This window comes from Bradyrhizobium sp. RT6a (genome assembly GCF_040547675.1).
GTDB lineage: Bacteria > Pseudomonadota > Alphaproteobacteria > Rhizobiales > Xanthobacteraceae > Bradyrhizobium.
In genome coordinates, this window is the sequence record NZ_JBEPQC010000001.1 from 503,902 (window position 1) to 519,846 (window position 15,945).

The 15,945-nt window shown below is 61.5% G+C and carries 17 protein-coding genes; 4 read left to right on the forward strand and 13 right to left on the reverse strand.

Annotated elements, in window-relative coordinates; genetic code table 11:
• Positions 1–18 precede the first annotated feature (18 nt).
• On the reverse strand, positions 19–759 hold the full coding sequence (locus tag ABIC03_RS02625; protein WP_354055267.1) for a TetR/AcrR family transcriptional regulator: 741 nt from the start codon (positions 757–759) through the stop codon (positions 19–21).
• 50 nt (positions 760–809) lie between these two features.
• On the opposite strand from ABIC03_RS02625, the gene ABIC03_RS02630 reads away from it, so the two are divergent.
• On the forward strand, positions 810–2,009 hold the full coding sequence (locus tag ABIC03_RS02630; RefSeq protein WP_354055269.1) for an acetyl-CoA C-acyltransferase: 1,200 nt from the start codon (positions 810–812) through the stop codon (positions 2,007–2,009).
• A gap of 119 nt (positions 2,010–2,128) precedes the next feature.
• Here ABIC03_RS02630 and ABIC03_RS02635 read toward each other — a convergent pair whose 3' ends face one another.
• The 7 genes from ABIC03_RS02635 to ABIC03_RS02665 form a co-directional block, all read right to left on the reverse strand.
• Positions 2,129–2,425, reverse strand: a complete 297-nt coding sequence (locus ABIC03_RS02635; protein WP_354055271.1) for a YciI family protein — start codon at positions 2,423–2,425, stop codon at positions 2,129–2,131.
• Between the two features lie 154 nt (positions 2,426–2,579).
• Positions 2,580–3,590, reverse strand: coding sequence for an NAD(P)H-dependent flavin oxidoreductase (locus ABIC03_RS02640; RefSeq protein ID WP_354055273.1), 1,011 nt, complete (start codon positions 3,588–3,590; stop codon positions 2,580–2,582).
• Between the two features lie 21 nt (positions 3,591–3,611).
• A complete protein-coding gene (locus ABIC03_RS02645) occupies positions 3,612–4,799 on the reverse strand; it encodes an acetyl-CoA C-acyltransferase (RefSeq protein ID WP_354055275.1) in 1,188 nt (395 codons plus the stop codon).
• Positions 4,800–4,813: 14 nt separating this feature from the next.
• Positions 4,814–5,944 carry an acyl-CoA dehydrogenase family protein gene (locus ABIC03_RS02650; protein ID WP_354055277.1) on the reverse strand — a complete coding sequence of 377 codons (1,131 nt, stop codon included), beginning with the start codon at positions 5,942–5,944 and terminating at the stop codon, positions 4,814–4,816.
• 23 nt (positions 5,945–5,967) lie between these two features.
• Complete coding sequence (locus ABIC03_RS02655; RefSeq protein ID WP_354055279.1) at positions 5,968–7,149, reverse strand: acyl-CoA dehydrogenase family protein; 1,182 nt, start codon at positions 7,147–7,149, stop codon at positions 5,968–5,970.
• Between the two features lie 10 nt (positions 7,150–7,159).
• Complete coding sequence (locus tag ABIC03_RS02660; protein WP_354055281.1) at positions 7,160–7,897, reverse strand: SDR family oxidoreductase; 738 nt, start codon at positions 7,895–7,897, stop codon at positions 7,160–7,162.
• A 19-nt stretch (positions 7,898–7,916) separates the two neighbouring features.
• Positions 7,917–8,162 carry a hypothetical protein gene (locus ABIC03_RS02665; protein WP_354055283.1) on the reverse strand — a complete coding sequence of 82 codons (246 nt, stop codon included), beginning with the start codon at positions 8,160–8,162 and terminating at the stop codon, positions 7,917–7,919.
• Positions 8,163–8,393: 231 nt separating this feature from the next.
• Here ABIC03_RS02665 and ABIC03_RS02670 point away from each other — a divergent pair, with 231 nt between their 5' ends.
• Together ABIC03_RS02670 and ABIC03_RS02675 are read left to right on the forward strand one after the other, a co-directional pair.
• Positions 8,394–9,137, forward strand: coding sequence for an SDR family NAD(P)-dependent oxidoreductase (locus ABIC03_RS02670; RefSeq protein WP_354055285.1), 744 nt, complete (start codon positions 8,394–8,396; stop codon positions 9,135–9,137).
• Positions 9,100–9,816, forward strand: a complete 717-nt coding sequence (locus ABIC03_RS02675; protein ID WP_502916910.1) for a glutathione S-transferase family protein — start codon at positions 9,100–9,102, stop codon at positions 9,814–9,816. The genes ABIC03_RS02670 and ABIC03_RS02675 overlap by 38 nt, the downstream gene beginning before the upstream one ends.
• A gap of 33 nt (positions 9,817–9,849) precedes the next feature.
• On the opposite strand, the gene ABIC03_RS02680 is transcribed toward ABIC03_RS02675, so the two are convergent.
• On the reverse strand, positions 9,850–11,049 hold the full coding sequence (locus tag ABIC03_RS02680; protein ID WP_354055287.1) for a CaiB/BaiF CoA transferase family protein: 1,200 nt from the start codon (positions 11,047–11,049) through the stop codon (positions 9,850–9,852).
• Positions 11,050–11,135: 86 nt separating this feature from the next.
• The gene (locus tag ABIC03_RS02685; protein WP_354055289.1) at positions 11,136–11,768 is read right to left on the reverse strand and encodes a 2-hydroxychromene-2-carboxylate isomerase; all 633 of its coding nucleotides are present in this window, start codon (positions 11,766–11,768) and stop codon (positions 11,136–11,138) included.
• A 234-nt stretch (positions 11,769–12,002) separates the two neighbouring features.
• Here ABIC03_RS02685 and ABIC03_RS02690 point away from each other — a divergent pair, with 234 nt between their 5' ends.
• On the forward strand, positions 12,003–12,515 hold the full coding sequence (locus tag ABIC03_RS02690; protein ID WP_354055291.1) for a winged helix-turn-helix transcriptional regulator: 513 nt from the start codon (positions 12,003–12,005) through the stop codon (positions 12,513–12,515).
• Between the two features lie 33 nt (positions 12,516–12,548).
• Here the strand turns inward: ABIC03_RS02690 and ABIC03_RS02695 are convergent, their stop codons facing one another.
• The 3 genes from ABIC03_RS02695 to ABIC03_RS02705 are packed head-to-tail and all read right to left on the reverse strand — an operon-like array spanning position 12,549 to position 15,755.
• Complete coding sequence (locus ABIC03_RS02695; protein WP_354055293.1) at positions 12,549–14,351, reverse strand: AMP-binding protein; 1,803 nt, start codon at positions 14,349–14,351, stop codon at positions 12,549–12,551.
• A gap of 55 nt (positions 14,352–14,406) precedes the next feature.
• A complete protein-coding gene (locus tag ABIC03_RS02700; RefSeq protein WP_354055295.1) occupies positions 14,407–15,606 on the reverse strand; it encodes an ABC transporter substrate-binding protein in 1,200 nt (399 codons plus the stop codon).
• A complete protein-coding gene (locus tag ABIC03_RS02705) occupies positions 15,597–15,755 on the reverse strand; it encodes a hypothetical protein (protein ID WP_354055297.1) in 159 nt (52 codons plus the stop codon). Before ABIC03_RS02705 ends, ABIC03_RS02700 begins: the two co-directional genes overlap by 10 nt.
• Between the last annotated feature and the right edge of the window lie 190 nt (positions 15,756–15,945).

The following is a 15,945-nucleotide window of genomic DNA, read 5'->3' on the forward strand; positions in this document are numbered from 1 at the left end:
TGACCTCCCCTGGTATTGTTATTTGTCGCAGCGCATCGTCCTTGTCGCCCGACGCCGAGGCTTTTGAGTCCGGCCACCGGCAGTCATGCGTCCCGCAGCGAGAATTCCGTCGGAAAGCTTCCCAGCACCAACAGCACGCGACAGCACGATTGATCCAACCAGGGTTGCGATAGCGCCGGTCGCGATTTGGCGGGCCTGTCGAGGTGGCTGATCGGGAAGCAGTTCGACAAAGACGTCGATCATCTTCTCCAGCTTGTCGGCAAACGCCTGCTGCTCGCTCGAGCCCGATCGAGCGATATCGACAGCCAGGGTTGGAAGGGCGCAACCATGTTTGGGATTGTCTCGATGCCGCGGACTCAGATAGTCGGCAATCAAGGTCTCGAAGCGTTCGCCGTTGGCCGTGTCGTCAGTCAGCTTTTTCCAGCGCTCGGTCGTTTGGTCCATCGCAAAGGCGATCGCCTCGCCAACAAGCGCCTCACGCGACTCGAAATGATTGTAGAAGCCGCCATGCGTCAGACCCGCAAGCTTCATCAAATCGATGACGCTGAGCCCTTTGGCGCCCTTCTGGCGTAAACCGTAAGAGGCACTTTCAACGATCCGACGGTGCGTCCGACGCCTGTGGCTTTCTCCGTAACGCATCACCACCCCGCGCAAGCTCCCTGGAGGACCGGCCGTACAATCGTACTCATCCCCTCGGAACAATTCTCGAACCGCGCTTTCTTGACGGCTGCGGCAAGATTTCATTGCAATGCCTGCCATCTTATATGATTATCATCATATAACAACAGATATCAGCAGGAGAGTTCGCGATGGCCGCCGTTTCCGATCCCATCGTCATTGTTTCCGCCGCTCGCACGCCCCTTGGCCGGTTCATGGGCGAGTTGTCGCCGCTGAGCGCCCACAAGCTCGGCGCTCACATTATCGGTGCGGCACTGGAGCGGGCGAAGCTGACGCCTGAAAAGATCGACGAGGTGTTCATGGGCAATGTGTTGCCGGCGGGACAGGGGCAGGCACCTGCCCGCCAGGCTGCGCGCGGCGCCAAACTGCCCGACGCGACCGGCGCCACGACCGTTAACAAGGTCTGCGGCTCCGGCATGAAGGCGACTATGCTTGGCCACGATATCATCAAGGCGGGGTCAGCGGAGATCGTGCTGTCCGGCGGAATGGAAAGCATGAGCAATGCACCCTATCTGCTGACGAAAGCGAGGAGTGGATATCGCGCCGGGCACGACCGGATCATTGATCACATGATGATGGACGGGTTGGAAGACGCCTATGAAACCGGGCGTTCGATGGGCGATTTCGGCGAGGCCACAGCGGAGGCTTATCAATTCACCCGCAAGGACCAGGACGCCTACGCGATGGAGACGCTGACCCGCGCGCGCAACGCGGTCGAAGGTGGCGCGTTCAGGGCCGAGATCGCGCCGATCACGCTCACAGAAAAGGCCGGACAACGGATCATCGCGAACGACGAGCATCCGCTGAAAGTGGATCCGGCCAAGATTCCCGGATTGAAGGCAGCGTTCCGCGCCAACGGCACTATTACGCCGGCCGCCTCCTCCGCCAATGCCGACGGCGCCGCGGCTCTCATCCTTGCAAAACGCTCTCTCGCCGATCGCGATAGCCTACCCGTGCTGGCAGAGATCAAAGGTCATGCTACCCACAGCCAAGAGCCGCAGTGGTTCACCACGGCGCCGATCCCGGCGATCCGCAAGCTGCTCGACAGGGTCGGCTGGAGTGTCGGCGATGTCGACCTGTTCGAGATCAACGAGGCCTTTGCCGTGGTCGCGATGGCGGCGCAGAAAGACCTCGGCATTCCCAGGGAGAAGCTGAACGTCAACGGCGGCGCCTGCGCGCTCGGTCATCCCATCGGCGCTACCGGCGCGCGGCTGATCGTCACATTGTTGCATGCCCTCGAGGCCCAAAATCTCAAGCGGGGCGTGGCTGCGCTCTGCATTGGAGGCGGTGAAGCGACCGCCATCGCCATCGAGCGAGTGATACACCGCTAGCACGTCAACCCGCAACCGGACCGTTTTGGTTTCCGGGCGCGCCGGCCATGCCGATTGCTGAATCCTGGGCGCGGCAGATGCGCCCGGTTGAAGCGGTCGAATTGGACGAGGCGAGGATCTCAGCCGCGCGCCTTCAGATGCAGCATCGGGTGATGCTCGTAGTGGCCGGCGCCATTCTTCACGATGGGGTCTTCCGAGGTGATCACCTCGATGTCGAGATCATCCGCGATCTGGTAGAGCGACACGCCATAACCGCCACGCGGGTCCATGACGGGACCGTGCGCGACGATCTGCCCCTTTGCGAGCAGATCATCCAGGAACGCACCGTGTTGCTTCATCCATTGTTTCTCATCGGCGTTCATGGTCGCGAGGAAATCCGCCCGGGGCGGAAGGTACTTGCAGAGGTAGTACTTCATCGGTCGCTCCTCGGTGAACACGGCATTTCACCTTGCACGTCGGCCTGGCTCGCGCCCCCTCGATTTGAGAGATCAATCGGCGACGCCCATCTGCTGCTGAATGCGATCGGCGAGTATTGATCCTTGCACTGAAGGGTTCTCTCACAAGGCCTTGTCAAGCAACGGCGCGCGTGGCCGCATTGTCGACAGTACCGTCAAGGAAGCCGGTCAGCCGCTGCCGGATGATCTGTTCGGCTTCCGTCATGATGCGATCAATCAGCTCCTTCACCGTCGGGATATCGTGGATCAGTCCGACCACCATGCCGCAGCTCCAGGCGCCGGCGTCCATCTCGCCGTCAACCATCACCCTGGGGTAGACGCCCGCCACCTGCTCGTGGATGTCCTCGATCTTGAGGCTCGCCCCCTTCTCGCGCTCCACTTCGAGCAATTGATCGACGCCCTTGTTCTTCAGCACGCGCTCGGTGTTGCGCAGCGCACGCATCACCAGCACGGTGTCGAGCTCGGTGGCTTTGACCAGAGCCTGCTTGACGTTGGCATGGACGGGCGCTTCCTTGGTCGCGACGAAGCGGGTGCCCATGTTCATGCCGGCGGCGCCCATCGACAGCGCGGCAACAAGGCTGCGCGCGTCCACCATGCCACCCGAGGCCACGAACGGAATCTTCAGTTCATCCGCCGCGCGCGGCAGCAGGATCATGTTCGGGATATCGTCCTCGCCGGGATGACCGCCGCATTCGAAGCCGTCGACGCTGACGGCGTCGCAACCGATCTTCTCGGCTTTCAGCGAATGCCGCACCGAGGTGCATTTGTGGATCACCTTGATGCCGGCCGCCTTCAGCGCGGGCATGTACGCTTCCGGGCTGCGGCCGGCGGTCTCCACGGCCTTGACGCCGCCTTCCTTGATGGCGGTGATGTATTCGGGATACGGCGGTGCAGTGAAGCTCGGCAGGAAGGTCAGGTTTACACCGAACGGCTTGTCGGTCATGTCACGGCAGCGTGCGATTTCCTTGGCCAGCAGCTCCGGCGTCCGCTGGGTCAGGCCGGTGATGATGCCGAGACCGCCGGCGTTCGACACCGCGGCCGCCAGCTCGGCGAAGCCGACATAGTGCATGCCGCCCTGGATGATCGGATGCTGGATGCCGAACAGTTCAGTAATTGCTGTCTTCACGTGCGCTTCTCCGCTTTCCGATCAGTTGACGATTTCGAACAGGCCGGCAGCGCCCATGCCGCCGCCGATGCACATGGTCACTACGCCGTACTTTGCCTTGCGCCGCCGCCCCTCGATCAGGATATGCCCCGCAAGCCGGCTGCCGGTCATGCCGTAGGGATGGCCGATCGCGATCGAGCCGCCATTGACGTTGAGCCTGTCCGGATCGATGCCGAGCTTGTCGCGGCAGTAGATCACCTGGACGGCATAGGCTTCGTTCAGCTCCCAGAGATCGATATCATCGATCTTCAGGCCGTGCCGCTTGAGAAGGCGCGGGATCGCAGCGACCGGACCGATGCCCATTTCGTCCGGCTCGACACCGGCGGCGACGAAGCCACGGAAGATGCCGAGGGGCTTCAGGCCCTTCTTGGCGGCGGTCTTGTCGCTGATGAGTACGCAGGCCGATGCGCCATCGGAGAGCTGGCTGGCATTGCCGGCCGTGATGGTCTTACCTTCGAACACCGGCTTGATTTTGGCGAGTCCTTCCGCCGTGGTCTCGGGACGCGGGCCCTCGTCCTTCGACAGCGTCACCTGCTGATAGGTGACCTCTTTTGTGTCCTTGTTGAGCACGGCCATCCTGGTCGTGATTGGGACGATCTCGTCATTGAAGCGACCGGCCTGCACCGCGGCACCGATGCGGCGCTGACATTCGAGGCTGTATTCGTCCTGCCGGTCGCGGCCGATCTTATAACGCTCGGCAACGATCTCGGCGGTGTCGAGCATCGACATGTACATCTCCGGCTTCATCGCCATCAACTCCTCGTCGACGGCGTGAAATCGGTTCATGTGCTCGTTCTGCACCAGGCTGATCGATTCGATGCCGCCTCCGATTGCGATCTCGACACCATCGAGCATGATCGAGCGTGCCGCGACCGCGATCGCCTGCAGGCCGGAGGCACACTGCCGATCGATCGTGGTGCCGGCAACGGTCACCGGCAGGCCGGCCCGGATCGCCCCCTTGCGTGCGACGTTCATCACCATGGTGCCCTGCTGCATCGCGCAGCCCATCACCACATCTTCGACCTCGCCCGGATCAATGCCCGCGCGCCTCACCGCTTCGGCCATTACATGGCCGGCCATGGTCGGACCTTCGGTGTTGTTCAGCGCACCGCGAAAGGCCTTGCCGACGCCGGTCCGTGCGGTGGAAACGATAACTGCCTCTGTCGTCATGCTTGCCTCTTTTGCTATGCAGCCGCGTCGAGCTGCACGTAACGCAGCAGGTGGTGAGCGGGATCGCCGAACTGGATGTTGATGGAGGAGATTCGCTTGAAGTAATGGCCGACGTTCAATTCGTCGGTCATGCCCATGCCGCCATGGAGCTGCACCGCCTGGTCGGCAATGAACTTGCCGGCATAGCCGATCTTCGACTTGGCGCCGGACGCTAGGCGGGAGACGCCGCTCTCGCCAGCGCCGAGGCTGAGATTGAGATGCTGCATCAGGGAGAGCGCCTCCTGATGAGCGATGAACATATCGACCATCCGGTGTTGCAGCACCTGGAAGCTGCCGATGGTGACGCCGAACTGCTTTCGGTTCTTGGAGTATTCCAGCGTCGCTGAGTTCAATTCGGCCATCGCGCCGACTGCCTCGGCGCAGAGCGCGCCGACGGCCCGGTCACGGCAAGCTTCCAGCAGGGCGACGCCCTCGCCCTCGCTGCCGAGCAACTCGCCGCGCACATCGCGGAAGGTGATCTCCGCGGCACGGCGGCCATCGATGGTCTTGAAGCTGCGCAGATCGAGATTGGCCGCCCGGGCGTCGACGACGAACAGGCTGACGCCGGCCCGATCGTCGCGCTTGCCGCCAGTCCGGGCGGAGACGATGAGATAATCGGCCCAGGGCGCGGCGATGACAGCGGTCTTCTCACCACTGAGGATGTAGTCCTTGCCGTCGTGCCGCGCCGCAGTCGCGACATTGGCAAGATCGAAACGCGCGCCCTTTTCCGTCCAGGCCAGCGCCCAGATCTTCTGTCCGGCGATGATATCGGCAATCAACGCCTGCTTCTGCTCATCTGTCCCTGCATGCTCGATCAAGCCGCCGGCCAGAACGACCGTTTCGACGTACGGCTCCACGACGAGGTGACGGCCGAACTCCTGGGCGACGATCATGGTGGAGAGCGGTCCGCCACCAAGGCCGCCGCTCTCCTCGGAAAACGGCGCTGCGAGAAGGCCGAGCTCCGCAAAGGCGTTCCACTGCTTCCGACTCCATCCCTCTTCGCTCCCGATAATCTTGCGGCGCGCCTCGAAACTGTACTGGTCGCGCAGCATGCGCTGCACGCTGGAGCGCAACAGTTCCTGCTCTTCCGTGAACTGGATATCCATCCGATCCTCTTGTTGCGCTGTTGCTAGAGACCGAGCACCGCTTTGGCGATGATGTTGCGCTGGATCTCGTTCGATCCGCCGTAGATGCTGAGCTTGCGGGCGTTCAGGTATTTTTCCGAAGCGGTATGGCCGTAATCGGGACCCGGCATGAACTGGTTTGCGCTCAGCGGCTGCTCGCGAAGCGCCAGCCCGTAATTGCCGATGGCACGGTGCGTCAGCTCGGTGATCCCCTGAAAGATCTCGGTGCCGCGGATCTTGAACAGCGAGGCCGCAGGACCCGGATCAATGCCGCGCGCCATCTGGGCAACAACGCGCAACTCGGTCGCCTCAAGCGCAAGCACGTCGAGCTCGATCCGGCCGATCTCCTTGCGCAATTCGAGATGCGCCGGATCATCCGCTGCGATCTCCGCCTTCACGATCTTCTTCAACCGGTCGAGATAGCGCGTCGAGCGCCCGATCCCGGCCATGCTGGTGCGCTCATTGCCCAGCAGGAATTTTGCGTAGGTCCAGCCCTTGTTCTCCTCGCCGATCAGGTTCTCGACGGGGACGCGGACGTCCTCGAGAAAGACGTCATTGACCTCGTGCGATCCGTCGATTGTGATAATCGGACGCACGGTGACGCCGGGCGACTTCATGTCGATCAGGAGGAACGAGATTCCGGCCTGAGGCTTTGCGCCCGGATCGGTACGCACCAGGCAGAAGATCCAGTCGGCGTGCTGCGCCAACGTCGTCCAGGTCTTGTGGCCGTTGACGATGTAGTGGTCGCCGTCGCGCACGGCCTTGGTCCGGACGGTGGCGAGGTCCGAGCCCGACCCCGGCTCGGAATAGCCCTGGCACCACCAATCCTCACCCGAAAGGATCCGCGGCAAGAATTTCTGCTTTTGCGCGTCGTTGCCGAAAGTGTAGATGACCGGCCCCACCATGGTGACGCTGAATGCCAACGGCGGCAGCGTGCCGGCCCGGCTCGTCTCCTGCTCGAAGATGAAACGTCGGGTAATCGACCAGCCGGGGCCGCCATATTCCCTAGGCCAGAGCGGTGCGATCCAGCCCTTTTTGTAGAGAATGCGGTGCCAGAGCAACGATTGCTCTTTCGTCAGGTCGGTCTCCGGATTGGGGACCCGCATTTCCTTCGGATAGTTTTCGGCGATGAAAGCGCGCACCTCATCACGGAAGGCCGCATCTTCAGGAGACAGAGCGAGTTCCATCGGGCGCGTCCTACCACTTCTCACCGAAGGGCCGGATTTCCAGCTCGAAGGTCCAGGCGCTCTTCGGCTGCTGGTAGAGCTGCCAGTAGGACGTCGCGACCGAGGCCGGTGGCATCAGCAGATCCGGATCGTCGAGCGCACCGGGCCCGAGCGCTTCCAGGCGCCGCTGGCGGACCCACTCGGTGTCGACGCCGGAATCGATAATGAGGTGGGCGACATGGATATTCTTCGGGCCGAGTTCGCGCGCTATCGCCTGCGCCACAGCGCGCAGCCCGAATTTGGCGCTGGCAAAGGCGGCATAGCCGCTGCCACCGCGTAAGGAAGCGGTCGCGCCGGTGAAGAAGATGTTGCCCTGGCCGCGCGGCAGCATCAGCCGGGCCGCCTCGCGACCGGCGAGAAAGCCGGAGTAGCAGGCCATCTCCCAGACCTTGCGGAATACGCGCTCGGTGGTGTCGAGGATCGGGAAGTTGACGTTGGCACCGATGTTGAAGATGCAGACCTCCAACGGCGCGTGCTTGTCGGCGTCACTCAGGAAGGAGATGATCTCCTCCTCCTTGCGCGCGTCGAGCGAACGAGCGTGGATCTCGCCGCCGGCGGCTTCGATCTCCTTGACCAGCGGCGCCAGCTTGTCGCCATTGCGGCGGCCGGCGAAGACGGTGAAGCCCTCGGAGGCAAACTTCTTGGCGATCTCGCCACCGATGAAATCGCCGGCGCCGATCACGGCGACGGTTGCATTTCTCTTTTTCAAGGAACTTCTCCAGGTTAGGTTAGGCGCGCTGTGTGCGAAGCTGTTCTATCGACTCTGGAATGTGGATCACGTTGTTTGAGCGAAACCAGGACGGTGGGGATTTCGCCATCGCGCTGATCAAGGCTATCATGGCCGCGGCGCAGTCCTCGAGCGGCGCGATCTCGTTCAGCGCTTTGGCAAGATGGTGGCCTGTCGATTGCCGATGCGGCCCGTCAAACCGAAAAGCAGCCTGAGCGAGACCGAGTGCTTGCGACAGCTCCGTCACGACTAACCGCCTCCCGACTCAAAAACATCGGCGCCTTTTTCAGAATTGCGCCTCGTGGTGAAACATGCGTTCTTTTTTAGAACTCGTCAATCGCTATTTTGTTGTCACAAGTCGGATCAAGAAATGGCAAGTTCGCTGCCCTATGCAGAGCCTATCGAGAACCCCGTTTACAACGCGGCTTTCAGGCGATACCCATAGCGTATCAAATAAGAACTTATGGGAGAAGTGAGCATGGGAGAGAGGCGCGGAGTCGCGATGCTGGTCGGCGCGGGCGATGCCATCGGCGCTGCCGTTGCGCGGCGGTTTGCCTGCGGCGGCTACACCGTTTGCATCTGCAGGCGCGATGCAGCCAAGTCCCAGGCGCTTGTCGATGAACTCAGGGGGAAAGGTCACAGCATTCACGCCTTCGGCTCCGATGCTCGCCAGGAAGCGGAGGTCCAGAAGCTGTTCGCGGACGTCGAGCGCGACATCGGGCCGATCGAGATCTGCCTTTTCAATGCCGGTTCGAACGTCAACAAGCCCTTGCTGGAGACGACCGAAAAGCTCTTCTTCAAGGCCTGGGAGCTGGCCTGCTACGCCGGCTTCCTGGTGGGGCGCGAAGCCACGCGCGTCATGCTGCCGCGCGGACGCGGCACCATCTTTTTTACCGGTGCGACCGCAAGCATTCGCGGCAGCAAGGGGTTTGCCGCCTTCTCGTCGGCAAAGTTCGGCCTTCGCGCGCTGGCCCAGGCCATGGCGCGCGAGCTCGGGCCCAAGAACATTCACGTCGTCCATCTCATCATCGACGCCGGCGTCGATAGCGAAGCCATTCATCAGCGCATGAAGGCGGCCAGGGGGATTGAGGCCAGCGAGATCCCCCCCGACAGTCTCACCAAGACCTCCTCGATTGCCGAAGCGTATTGGTTTGCCCATCAGCAAAGCCGCGACGGCTGGACCCATGAACTCGATCTTCGTCCCGCTGCGGAGAAATGGTGACATGAGCGACAATCCAGACCTCACTTTGTGGGGCGTCGGGACAAGCCGCACGGTTCGACCACACTGGGCGATGCAGGAGCTTGGCCTGGCCTACAAGATCAAACCGATCGGCGCACGGACCGGCGAGACCAAGACCGCCGAATATACCAGGCTCAATCCGCGCCAGAAGATTCCGTTGCTGCAGGACGGCGACTTCCGCATCGGCGAAAGTGCCGCGATCGTCGCCTATCTGTCGCGCATGTACTCGACGCCGGAGCGGGCATTGATTCCGGAACCCACCCGCGACTATGCAGCGTGGCTGGAATGGTGCTTCTTCATTGTCACCGAGCTCGACTCCACCAGCCTGTACGTGATGCGCCGTCACAGCGCCGATGCGCTCGGCCCGATCTACGGCGTCGCGCCGGAGGTCGTAGCCCAAGCCGCCGAATACTTTCGGGCGCAGTTGCGCCACGTCGAGGTCGCGCTGGCCGACGGCCGGCATTTTATCATGGGCGAGCGCTTCAGCAGCGCCGATATCCTGCTGACGACGTGCCTGGACTGGGCGGTCGCCTACGGTGTCGGCATCTGCGACAATGCGCAGCCCTATCTCGAGCGTATGCGAAGCCGGGAGGCTTACCAGCGCGCAGCTGCGGCGAATGTTCCGGCAGCACCGATTACACCGGTGCCTGCCAAGGCTTGATCGCCGATCGCCGGACGAGGAAAGGGCGTCGGCCTAAACGGCCACGCGCAACGTGCGTGCAGCGACCATATCGTCGATCGCGCCATCATCGTAGCCAAGTTCGCGCAGGACCTCGCGCGAGTGCTCGCCCACGCGCGGGGCTGGGCCGCCGATCGCGGCCTGGTTGACCTCGAAGCGGGCCGCGGGCTTGGGCTGGCGCACACGGCCGACCTTCGGCTGATCGAATTCCGCGATGATCCCCCGCGCCACCACCTGTTCATTGTGGATGATTTCGCCGCGCCGCAGGATGGGCGCGCAAGGCACATCCGCAGCGTCCAAACGCGCCAGCCATTCGGCGGTCGTGTGCTGACCGATATATTCTGCCATCTTGTTGATGCGCGCCGTGGCGTTGACTGAACGTGCCGCGGGGGTCGCGAACCGCGGATCTTTGGCAAGCTCGGGATCGCCGGACGCCCGGCAGAAGCCCTGCCATTCGGAATCGGAGATCGTGCCGGCCGTGATGTAGCCGTCGCTGGTCTTGAACACGAGATCAGGTCGGTCGTTGGGATCGGCGGCGGCGGCCTCGGCTCCGACCACGGTGTACTGCATCATGCCTTCCGGCCAGAGGTAGGAAATCATCGCGTCCAGCATCGCGACCTGGATATGATCCCCGTGCCCCGTCTTCTCACGCGCGTAAAGCGCGGCCGCCACGGCCTGCGCGGTGAACACGGCTGTGGTCTTGTCGCAAACGATGGTGCGGATCATCTGCGGGCGGTTGGTGACCGGCTGCGACTGGATATCCGCAAAGCCCGACAGGCCCTGAATGATTGGATCGTAGACGCGCTTCTTCACATACGGTCCGGTCTCGCCGACGCCGCTGATCGAGACGTAGATCAGGCGCGGATGGCGCCGACGCAACTCTTCGACGCCGAGACCGAGGCGCTCCATGGTGCCGGGGCGGAAGTTCTGCACCAGGACATCGGCCTGCGCGACCAGCTTGGCCAGCACCTCGCGCCCGGCCGTGCTCTTGACATCGATCGAGAGCGAGCGCTTGCCACGGTTCGATGAGATAAACAGCGCCGAGAATTCGCCATCCTTGTCGATAGTGGCACGGCTGCGACGGGTGATATCGCCGCCGATCGGCTCGATCTTGAGCACGTCGGCGCCCTGATCTGCGAGAAACATCGTCGCAAACGGGCCCGACACCACGCCGGTCAGATCGAGGACACGAACGCCGCCAAGCGGACCAGCCATTGCACTCTCCCTGGATTTTTTTATGCCAACGGGCTGAGGTTAACTCTTCCCGCTGCCCCTCTCACCACGATCGCCCGGACAGGCAACTAGCCGGTCTTGGAAACGGGCTGCCGGGTCTGTTCGACGATCGATTCCTCGACGTCCCGGAGTTGATCCTTGCCGAAAAACATCTCCTTGCCGACGAAGAATGTCGGCGAGCCGAAGGCGCCGCGGCTGACGGCGTCATTGGTGAGCTCGATCAGTTTCTTCTTGACGTCATCCTGCTGCGCGCGCGCGACCAGCCTGTCGATGTCGATCCCCGAGGAAGCAAATGCGCTCCGGAACACTTCGGCATCGTCCATCTTCTTGGGCTCCTCCCACATGTGATGATAGGCGGCACGGAAATAGGGCTCGAACACGCCTTCGAACCGGGCCGCGACGGCCCCGCGCATCAGCATCAATGTGTTGACCGGGAAGAAAGAATTTTGGCGAAATTTCGTGACATTGTGGCGCCGGATGAACCGCTGGGTTTCGAGCGCCTGATATTCCGGCTTGTTCTTGATTCCGCGAAGCGAGTCGAACGGCGACATGTTGCCGGTCGCCTTGTAGATCCCGCCGAGCAGGACCGGGACGTACTCGAATTTCACGCCGGTCCGCCGCTCGATCCCGGGAATGGCGACTTCCGCCAGATAGGCGTTCGGGCTGCCGAAATCGAACTGGAATTCAACCCTGAGCGTCATGAGCGCTTTCTCCCGTATAGCGCGTTGGATGATCAGAGAGCGGCTATCCAATCGCGTGCGTTACCTGATTAACCTATAGTTCTAAAATTGAACTGTCAAATCTGAGCGGTTTGAGGCTGGTTTAGCCGTTCTATCGGTATTGTTTGGAATTCAGTACCTATCTAGAATGCAAGGAAATGCGACGGCCTCGGCGACGATTCGAGGCAGTCATGCCGGGACGACTGGAGAGTACGGATGAAGTGGAAGGAACTCGAGGAAGAGCCGTGTTCGATGGCCCGAACCATTGGCGTGATCGGCGACCGCTGGACCCTTCTGATCCTGCGCGAATGCTTTCTGCGCACGCGCCGCTTCGAAGGATTTCAGTCGGCGCTCGGAATTACCCGTCATCTCCTCGCCGAACGGCTGAAGAAGCTGGTTCGGCTGGGCATCCTGCGCCGCATTCCTTACCAGGAAGCGCCCAAGCGACACGAATATATCCTGACCCAGAAGGGCCTCGATCTCTATCCGATCATGATGGCGCTCGTGCATTGGGGCGATACTCACATGGTCGACGAGCGCGGCCGCCCGTTGCTGCACCAGCACCGCAAGTGCGGCAAGGACTTCGACCCGGTCATGGTGTGCTCTGAATGCGGCGAGCCGCTCCTGGCCAGGGAAGTTCACACCCATCCAGGGCCAGGCGCCCAAGGCCCGCGGACGATGGCGGCACCTGACAAGCCGAAGGCAAAGGCCCGCCGCAGCGCCGCTTGAGCCGGCCACCGGCATCAGGCACTGAACGCATCCTCAGACTCGAATCACAGTTGCGTCAGGTTCGTTGCAGTGGAGGCGGTCCGCTTGATCAGCCCGGTGTTTGAGCACAGCACGTTGATTGACATAGGCCTTGTCGGTAATTTCTCCGTCGGCCAATGAGGGCGGATCCTTCAGCAGGGTGAATGAGCAGATTTTTTCGCTGCTTCCGACGGCCTCATTATATTCCTGCAAACGATGTCTCAGGAATTCGATTACCTTGGGGTCGCAAGTCAAATCCGCAGCCGGCGCGTTCGAAATCCGAGCCGCCTCGCTCGGATTCAGCCAGCACAGCAGCGCGCAGGCTTCACGGTTTTCTCCCGCAACGACGATGTCCAGCAGTACGCCGCGCGTTGCGGCCAGAATGGCGGCACGCATCGCTCCGATCGCAACCCAGGTGCCGTTCGCGAGCTTGAAGTTCTCGGAAATTCTGCCCGTGAAACGCAGACCGAGCTCCGGCTTCTCGGGATCGATAAACGACACGGTGTCGCCGATGCGATAGAACCCCTCCTCGTCGAAGGCCTTCTCAGTGAGATCGGCCCTGCCGAGGTAACCGGGGGTAACGTTGGGGCCTTTCACCCTGGCCTCGTACGTGTCGGAAACAGGAATCAGTTTCAGCTGCACACCCGGCGCCGGGAGACCAATCTCGCCCGGCCGATCCGTTGCCCAATGCGTCGTGCTGATTGTCGGCGCCGTTTCGGTCGTCCCATAGCCCGACATCACCGGAATCCGCCGGCCTGTGATCGATGATGTCAGCCGGTAAAGTTTTTCAAGCGTGGCTTGCGAAATTGCAGCCCCGGCGTAGCTCAATCGATCCAGCCGCTTGAAGATGCTCGCGCCGAGGGCGGCATCGTTCTCGATGGCATCACACAACAGGTTATAGCCGGCGGGCACATTGAACATCGCCGTCGGCGAGATCTCCTTGAGGTTCGCCACCGACTTGTGAAAGAGCTGAGGCAGCGGGCGGCCGTCATCGATGTAGAGCGTCCCGCCGTTCTTGAGAATGCCGTGAAGAATGACGTTGCTGCCCATCGTATGGTGCCATGGCAGCCACTCGACCTGGACCGGCGCCTCCGGAGGCGACACCAGCAGGCTTCCCATTTGCAGGGAGCTCGCCATCATGCGGTGCGTGTTCAGCACACCCTTTGGCAATCCGGTCGAACCGGACGTGAAGAGAATCTTCGCAACGGCGTCAGTAGAGATCGCACTCGACGCCTGCGTAAATCCTGTCCACTCCGTTCGATCCGTCAGGACGCGGAAGGGGATCGTATCCGGCGCGCCATCGACGCTGATCCAGGTAGAGTTTGCCAGTTCAGGAACGGAACGGGCGGCGGAAAAGTCGCGTCCACTCTGAACGAAAACGAAGTTCGGACGCAGCACCTGCGCGATGTCCTTGAGGCGCGCAAGGCCGCCGGGCATCAGCGTGTAGTTCGGCGATATCGGCGCCAGAATGATGCCTATCGACATCACAGCAAAGGAGATCACCGCGTTCTCGATGGAGTTGCCCGAAAGCACGGCCAGCCTGTCAGCCGGCTTTGCGCCCATGTCGATCAGACTCTGGCCGACCGCCTGGACCTGCGACCATGCTTCGCCATAGGTGATCTCGTCCCATCCCCCTTTGGCATTGCGCTGTGCGAGGAATATTCTGTAGGGAGCCGCGCTTGCCCAGCGCGGCAGAAAATCGGTGACGCGCCAGTCGCATGGCCCCAATTCGAGCGGCGACCTCAATACGAGCGTGCCGTCGATCCGACGCTCGACGGAGAGCTCCCTTGGCACAAACGTCAATGGCTTCGTCGACATCGAAAACGATCTCCTGAATTTCCGCGGACGGATAGAACAGCGCGCGGCGCCAGATTCACTCGGACCTGGCATCCAGGACTTCTCCGAAGGCTTGCCACGTCGTGCCGGTCCAGCGCTGCAGCCGCATCTGCGTCCAGATCATGTTCTCGGTCTCGCTGGTGTTGACCTTGATCCCGGGCAGCACAGTCGGAACGACGACGTCTTTCAGGTTCTTCGCCTGCGCCAGAATATTCTTCCGCGACAGATCATCACCGCATTGCTTGAGGATCTGCTCGAGCAGGACGCCTTGCTGATAGCCGGTCAGATAGCTGCCGTTGGTGATATCGGCGCCCTGCAGATACTTGTCGAAAAATGCCCGGTAGGCCTGCATGCCCGGGTCGCCCTTCCATGTCTCGTCGAGGACATCCTTGTTGGTCGTCCCGACGATCACGCCGACCGATTTGTCGAGCCCGGCCGGTGCAAGCGTGCCTCCGACGGATCCGGACGGGAAATTGATGATCACGGTCGCCTTCCAGCCGATCACCGAAGCCTGCCGGATGGCCTGGGCCGCGAACTTCGGCGTGCCAGCGATCACCAGGGCTTCGGCACCCGAGCTCTTAAGATTGGTGATCTGCGAATCAATCGTCGGTTCGGTGACCTCGTAGGACGCACTGACGACCTTGCGGTCGAAATCCTTGCCGAGAAACGCCTTGAAGGCACCGACGTAATCTTTGCCGAGATCGTCGTTCTGATAGAGGATGGCATACTTGGCGTTCGGCAGCGTCCTCGTCAGGTATTTGGCGTAGATTTTTCCTTCGGTGTCGTAGCTGACAAGACCCGTGGTGATCAGCGGGTAATTGGTGACGTCAGTGAACTTGGACGAGCCACTGACGATGGCGACACTCGGCACACCCTTGGCCCTCAGGTATTTTGCAGTGGCCGAGATACCGGGCGTGCCGAGCTGGCCGAACATGAACGACACTTCGTCGCTTTCAACGAGCTTGCGGACGTGCTCCACCGCCTTGGGAGGGCTATATCCGTCATCATAGGCGATGTAGTTGATCTTGCGTCCGTTGACGCCGCCGCGGTCATTCAAGGCCTGGATGTAGGCAATGAGTCCCTTGCCCACGAGACCGATCGATGATGCCGGTCCGCTGAAGGGAAAAACCCCACCGATCTTGATCTCGGTAGCAGTGACTCCCGGCTCTTCGGCGGCGAATGCCGGGCCGCTCAAAAACAGGGCCAGAGCCGCAACGATCTTCCATTTCACCAGCATTGCTCGTCCTCCCAAACGTGCACCCTTTTCGGGTACGTGGCTTTGTTTTTTTCGCCGGTCGCTGCTCTTCTCACGTCCTTGCGAAAGACGCATCGCGCTGAACGGATCCAGCCGTAATCCGGCACTTCGCGGCCGTTGCGTTCGGCCATCTCATGCTCGTAATCTACAGTTCTTTTTTTGAACTCGTCAAGCGATTAGATTGCCGGTGACCCGGTCCAAGAGCGATACGGGCCTTTTAAAGCAAGGTATATATGAGAACCTGCAAGTCACAGCGGGTTCGTTGCACGCTCCCATCGTTGAGCTTATAGTTACTTCTGTTTTTGAACTTACTGGGAGGAC

What these genes read in the sequence shown, in the direction of transcription:
- ABIC03_RS02625 (WP_354055267.1), bottom strand. Translation starts at nt 759, where the DNA reads ATGGCAGGCATTGCAATGAAATCTTGCCGCAGCCGTCAAGAAAGCGCG.
- ABIC03_RS02630 (WP_354055269.1), top strand. Translation starts at nt 810, where the DNA reads ATGGCCGCCGTTTCCGATCCCATCGTCATTGTTTCCGCCGCTCGCACG.
- ABIC03_RS02635 (WP_354055271.1), bottom strand. Translation starts at nt 2,425, where the DNA reads ATGAAGTACTACCTCTGCAAGTACCTTCCGCCCCGGGCGGATTTCCTC.
- ABIC03_RS02645 (WP_354055275.1), bottom strand. Translation starts at nt 4,799, where the DNA reads ATGACGACAGAGGCAGTTATCGTTTCCACCGCACGGACCGGCGTCGGC.
- ABIC03_RS02650 (WP_354055277.1), bottom strand. Translation starts at nt 5,944, where the DNA reads ATGGATATCCAGTTCACGGAAGAGCAGGAACTGTTGCGCTCCAGCGTG.
- ABIC03_RS02655 (WP_354055279.1), bottom strand. Translation starts at nt 7,149, where the DNA reads ATGGAACTCGCTCTGTCTCCTGAAGATGCGGCCTTCCGTGATGAGGTG.
- ABIC03_RS02670 (WP_354055285.1), top strand. Translation starts at nt 8,394, where the DNA reads ATGGGAGAGAGGCGCGGAGTCGCGATGCTGGTCGGCGCGGGCGATGCC.
- ABIC03_RS02675 (WP_502916910.1), top strand. Translation starts at nt 9,100, where the DNA reads ATGAACTCGATCTTCGTCCCGCTGCGGAGAAATGGTGACATGAGCGAC.
- ABIC03_RS02680 (WP_354055287.1), bottom strand. Translation starts at nt 11,049, where the DNA reads ATGGCTGGTCCGCTTGGCGGCGTTCGTGTCCTCGATCTGACCGGCGTG.
- ABIC03_RS02685 (WP_354055289.1), bottom strand. Translation starts at nt 11,768, where the DNA reads ATGACGCTCAGGGTTGAATTCCAGTTCGATTTCGGCAGCCCGAACGCC.
- ABIC03_RS02690 (WP_354055291.1), top strand. Translation starts at nt 12,003, where the DNA reads ATGAAGTGGAAGGAACTCGAGGAAGAGCCGTGTTCGATGGCCCGAACC.
- ABIC03_RS02695 (WP_354055293.1), bottom strand. Translation starts at nt 14,351, where the DNA reads ATGTCGACGAAGCCATTGACGTTTGTGCCAAGGGAGCTCTCCGTCGAG.
- ABIC03_RS02700 (WP_354055295.1), bottom strand. Translation starts at nt 15,606, where the DNA reads ATGCTGGTGAAATGGAAGATCGTTGCGGCTCTGGCCCTGTTTTTGAGC.
- ABIC03_RS02705 (WP_354055297.1), bottom strand. Translation starts at nt 15,755, where the DNA reads ATGGCCGAACGCAACGGCCGCGAAGTGCCGGATTACGGCTGGATCCGT.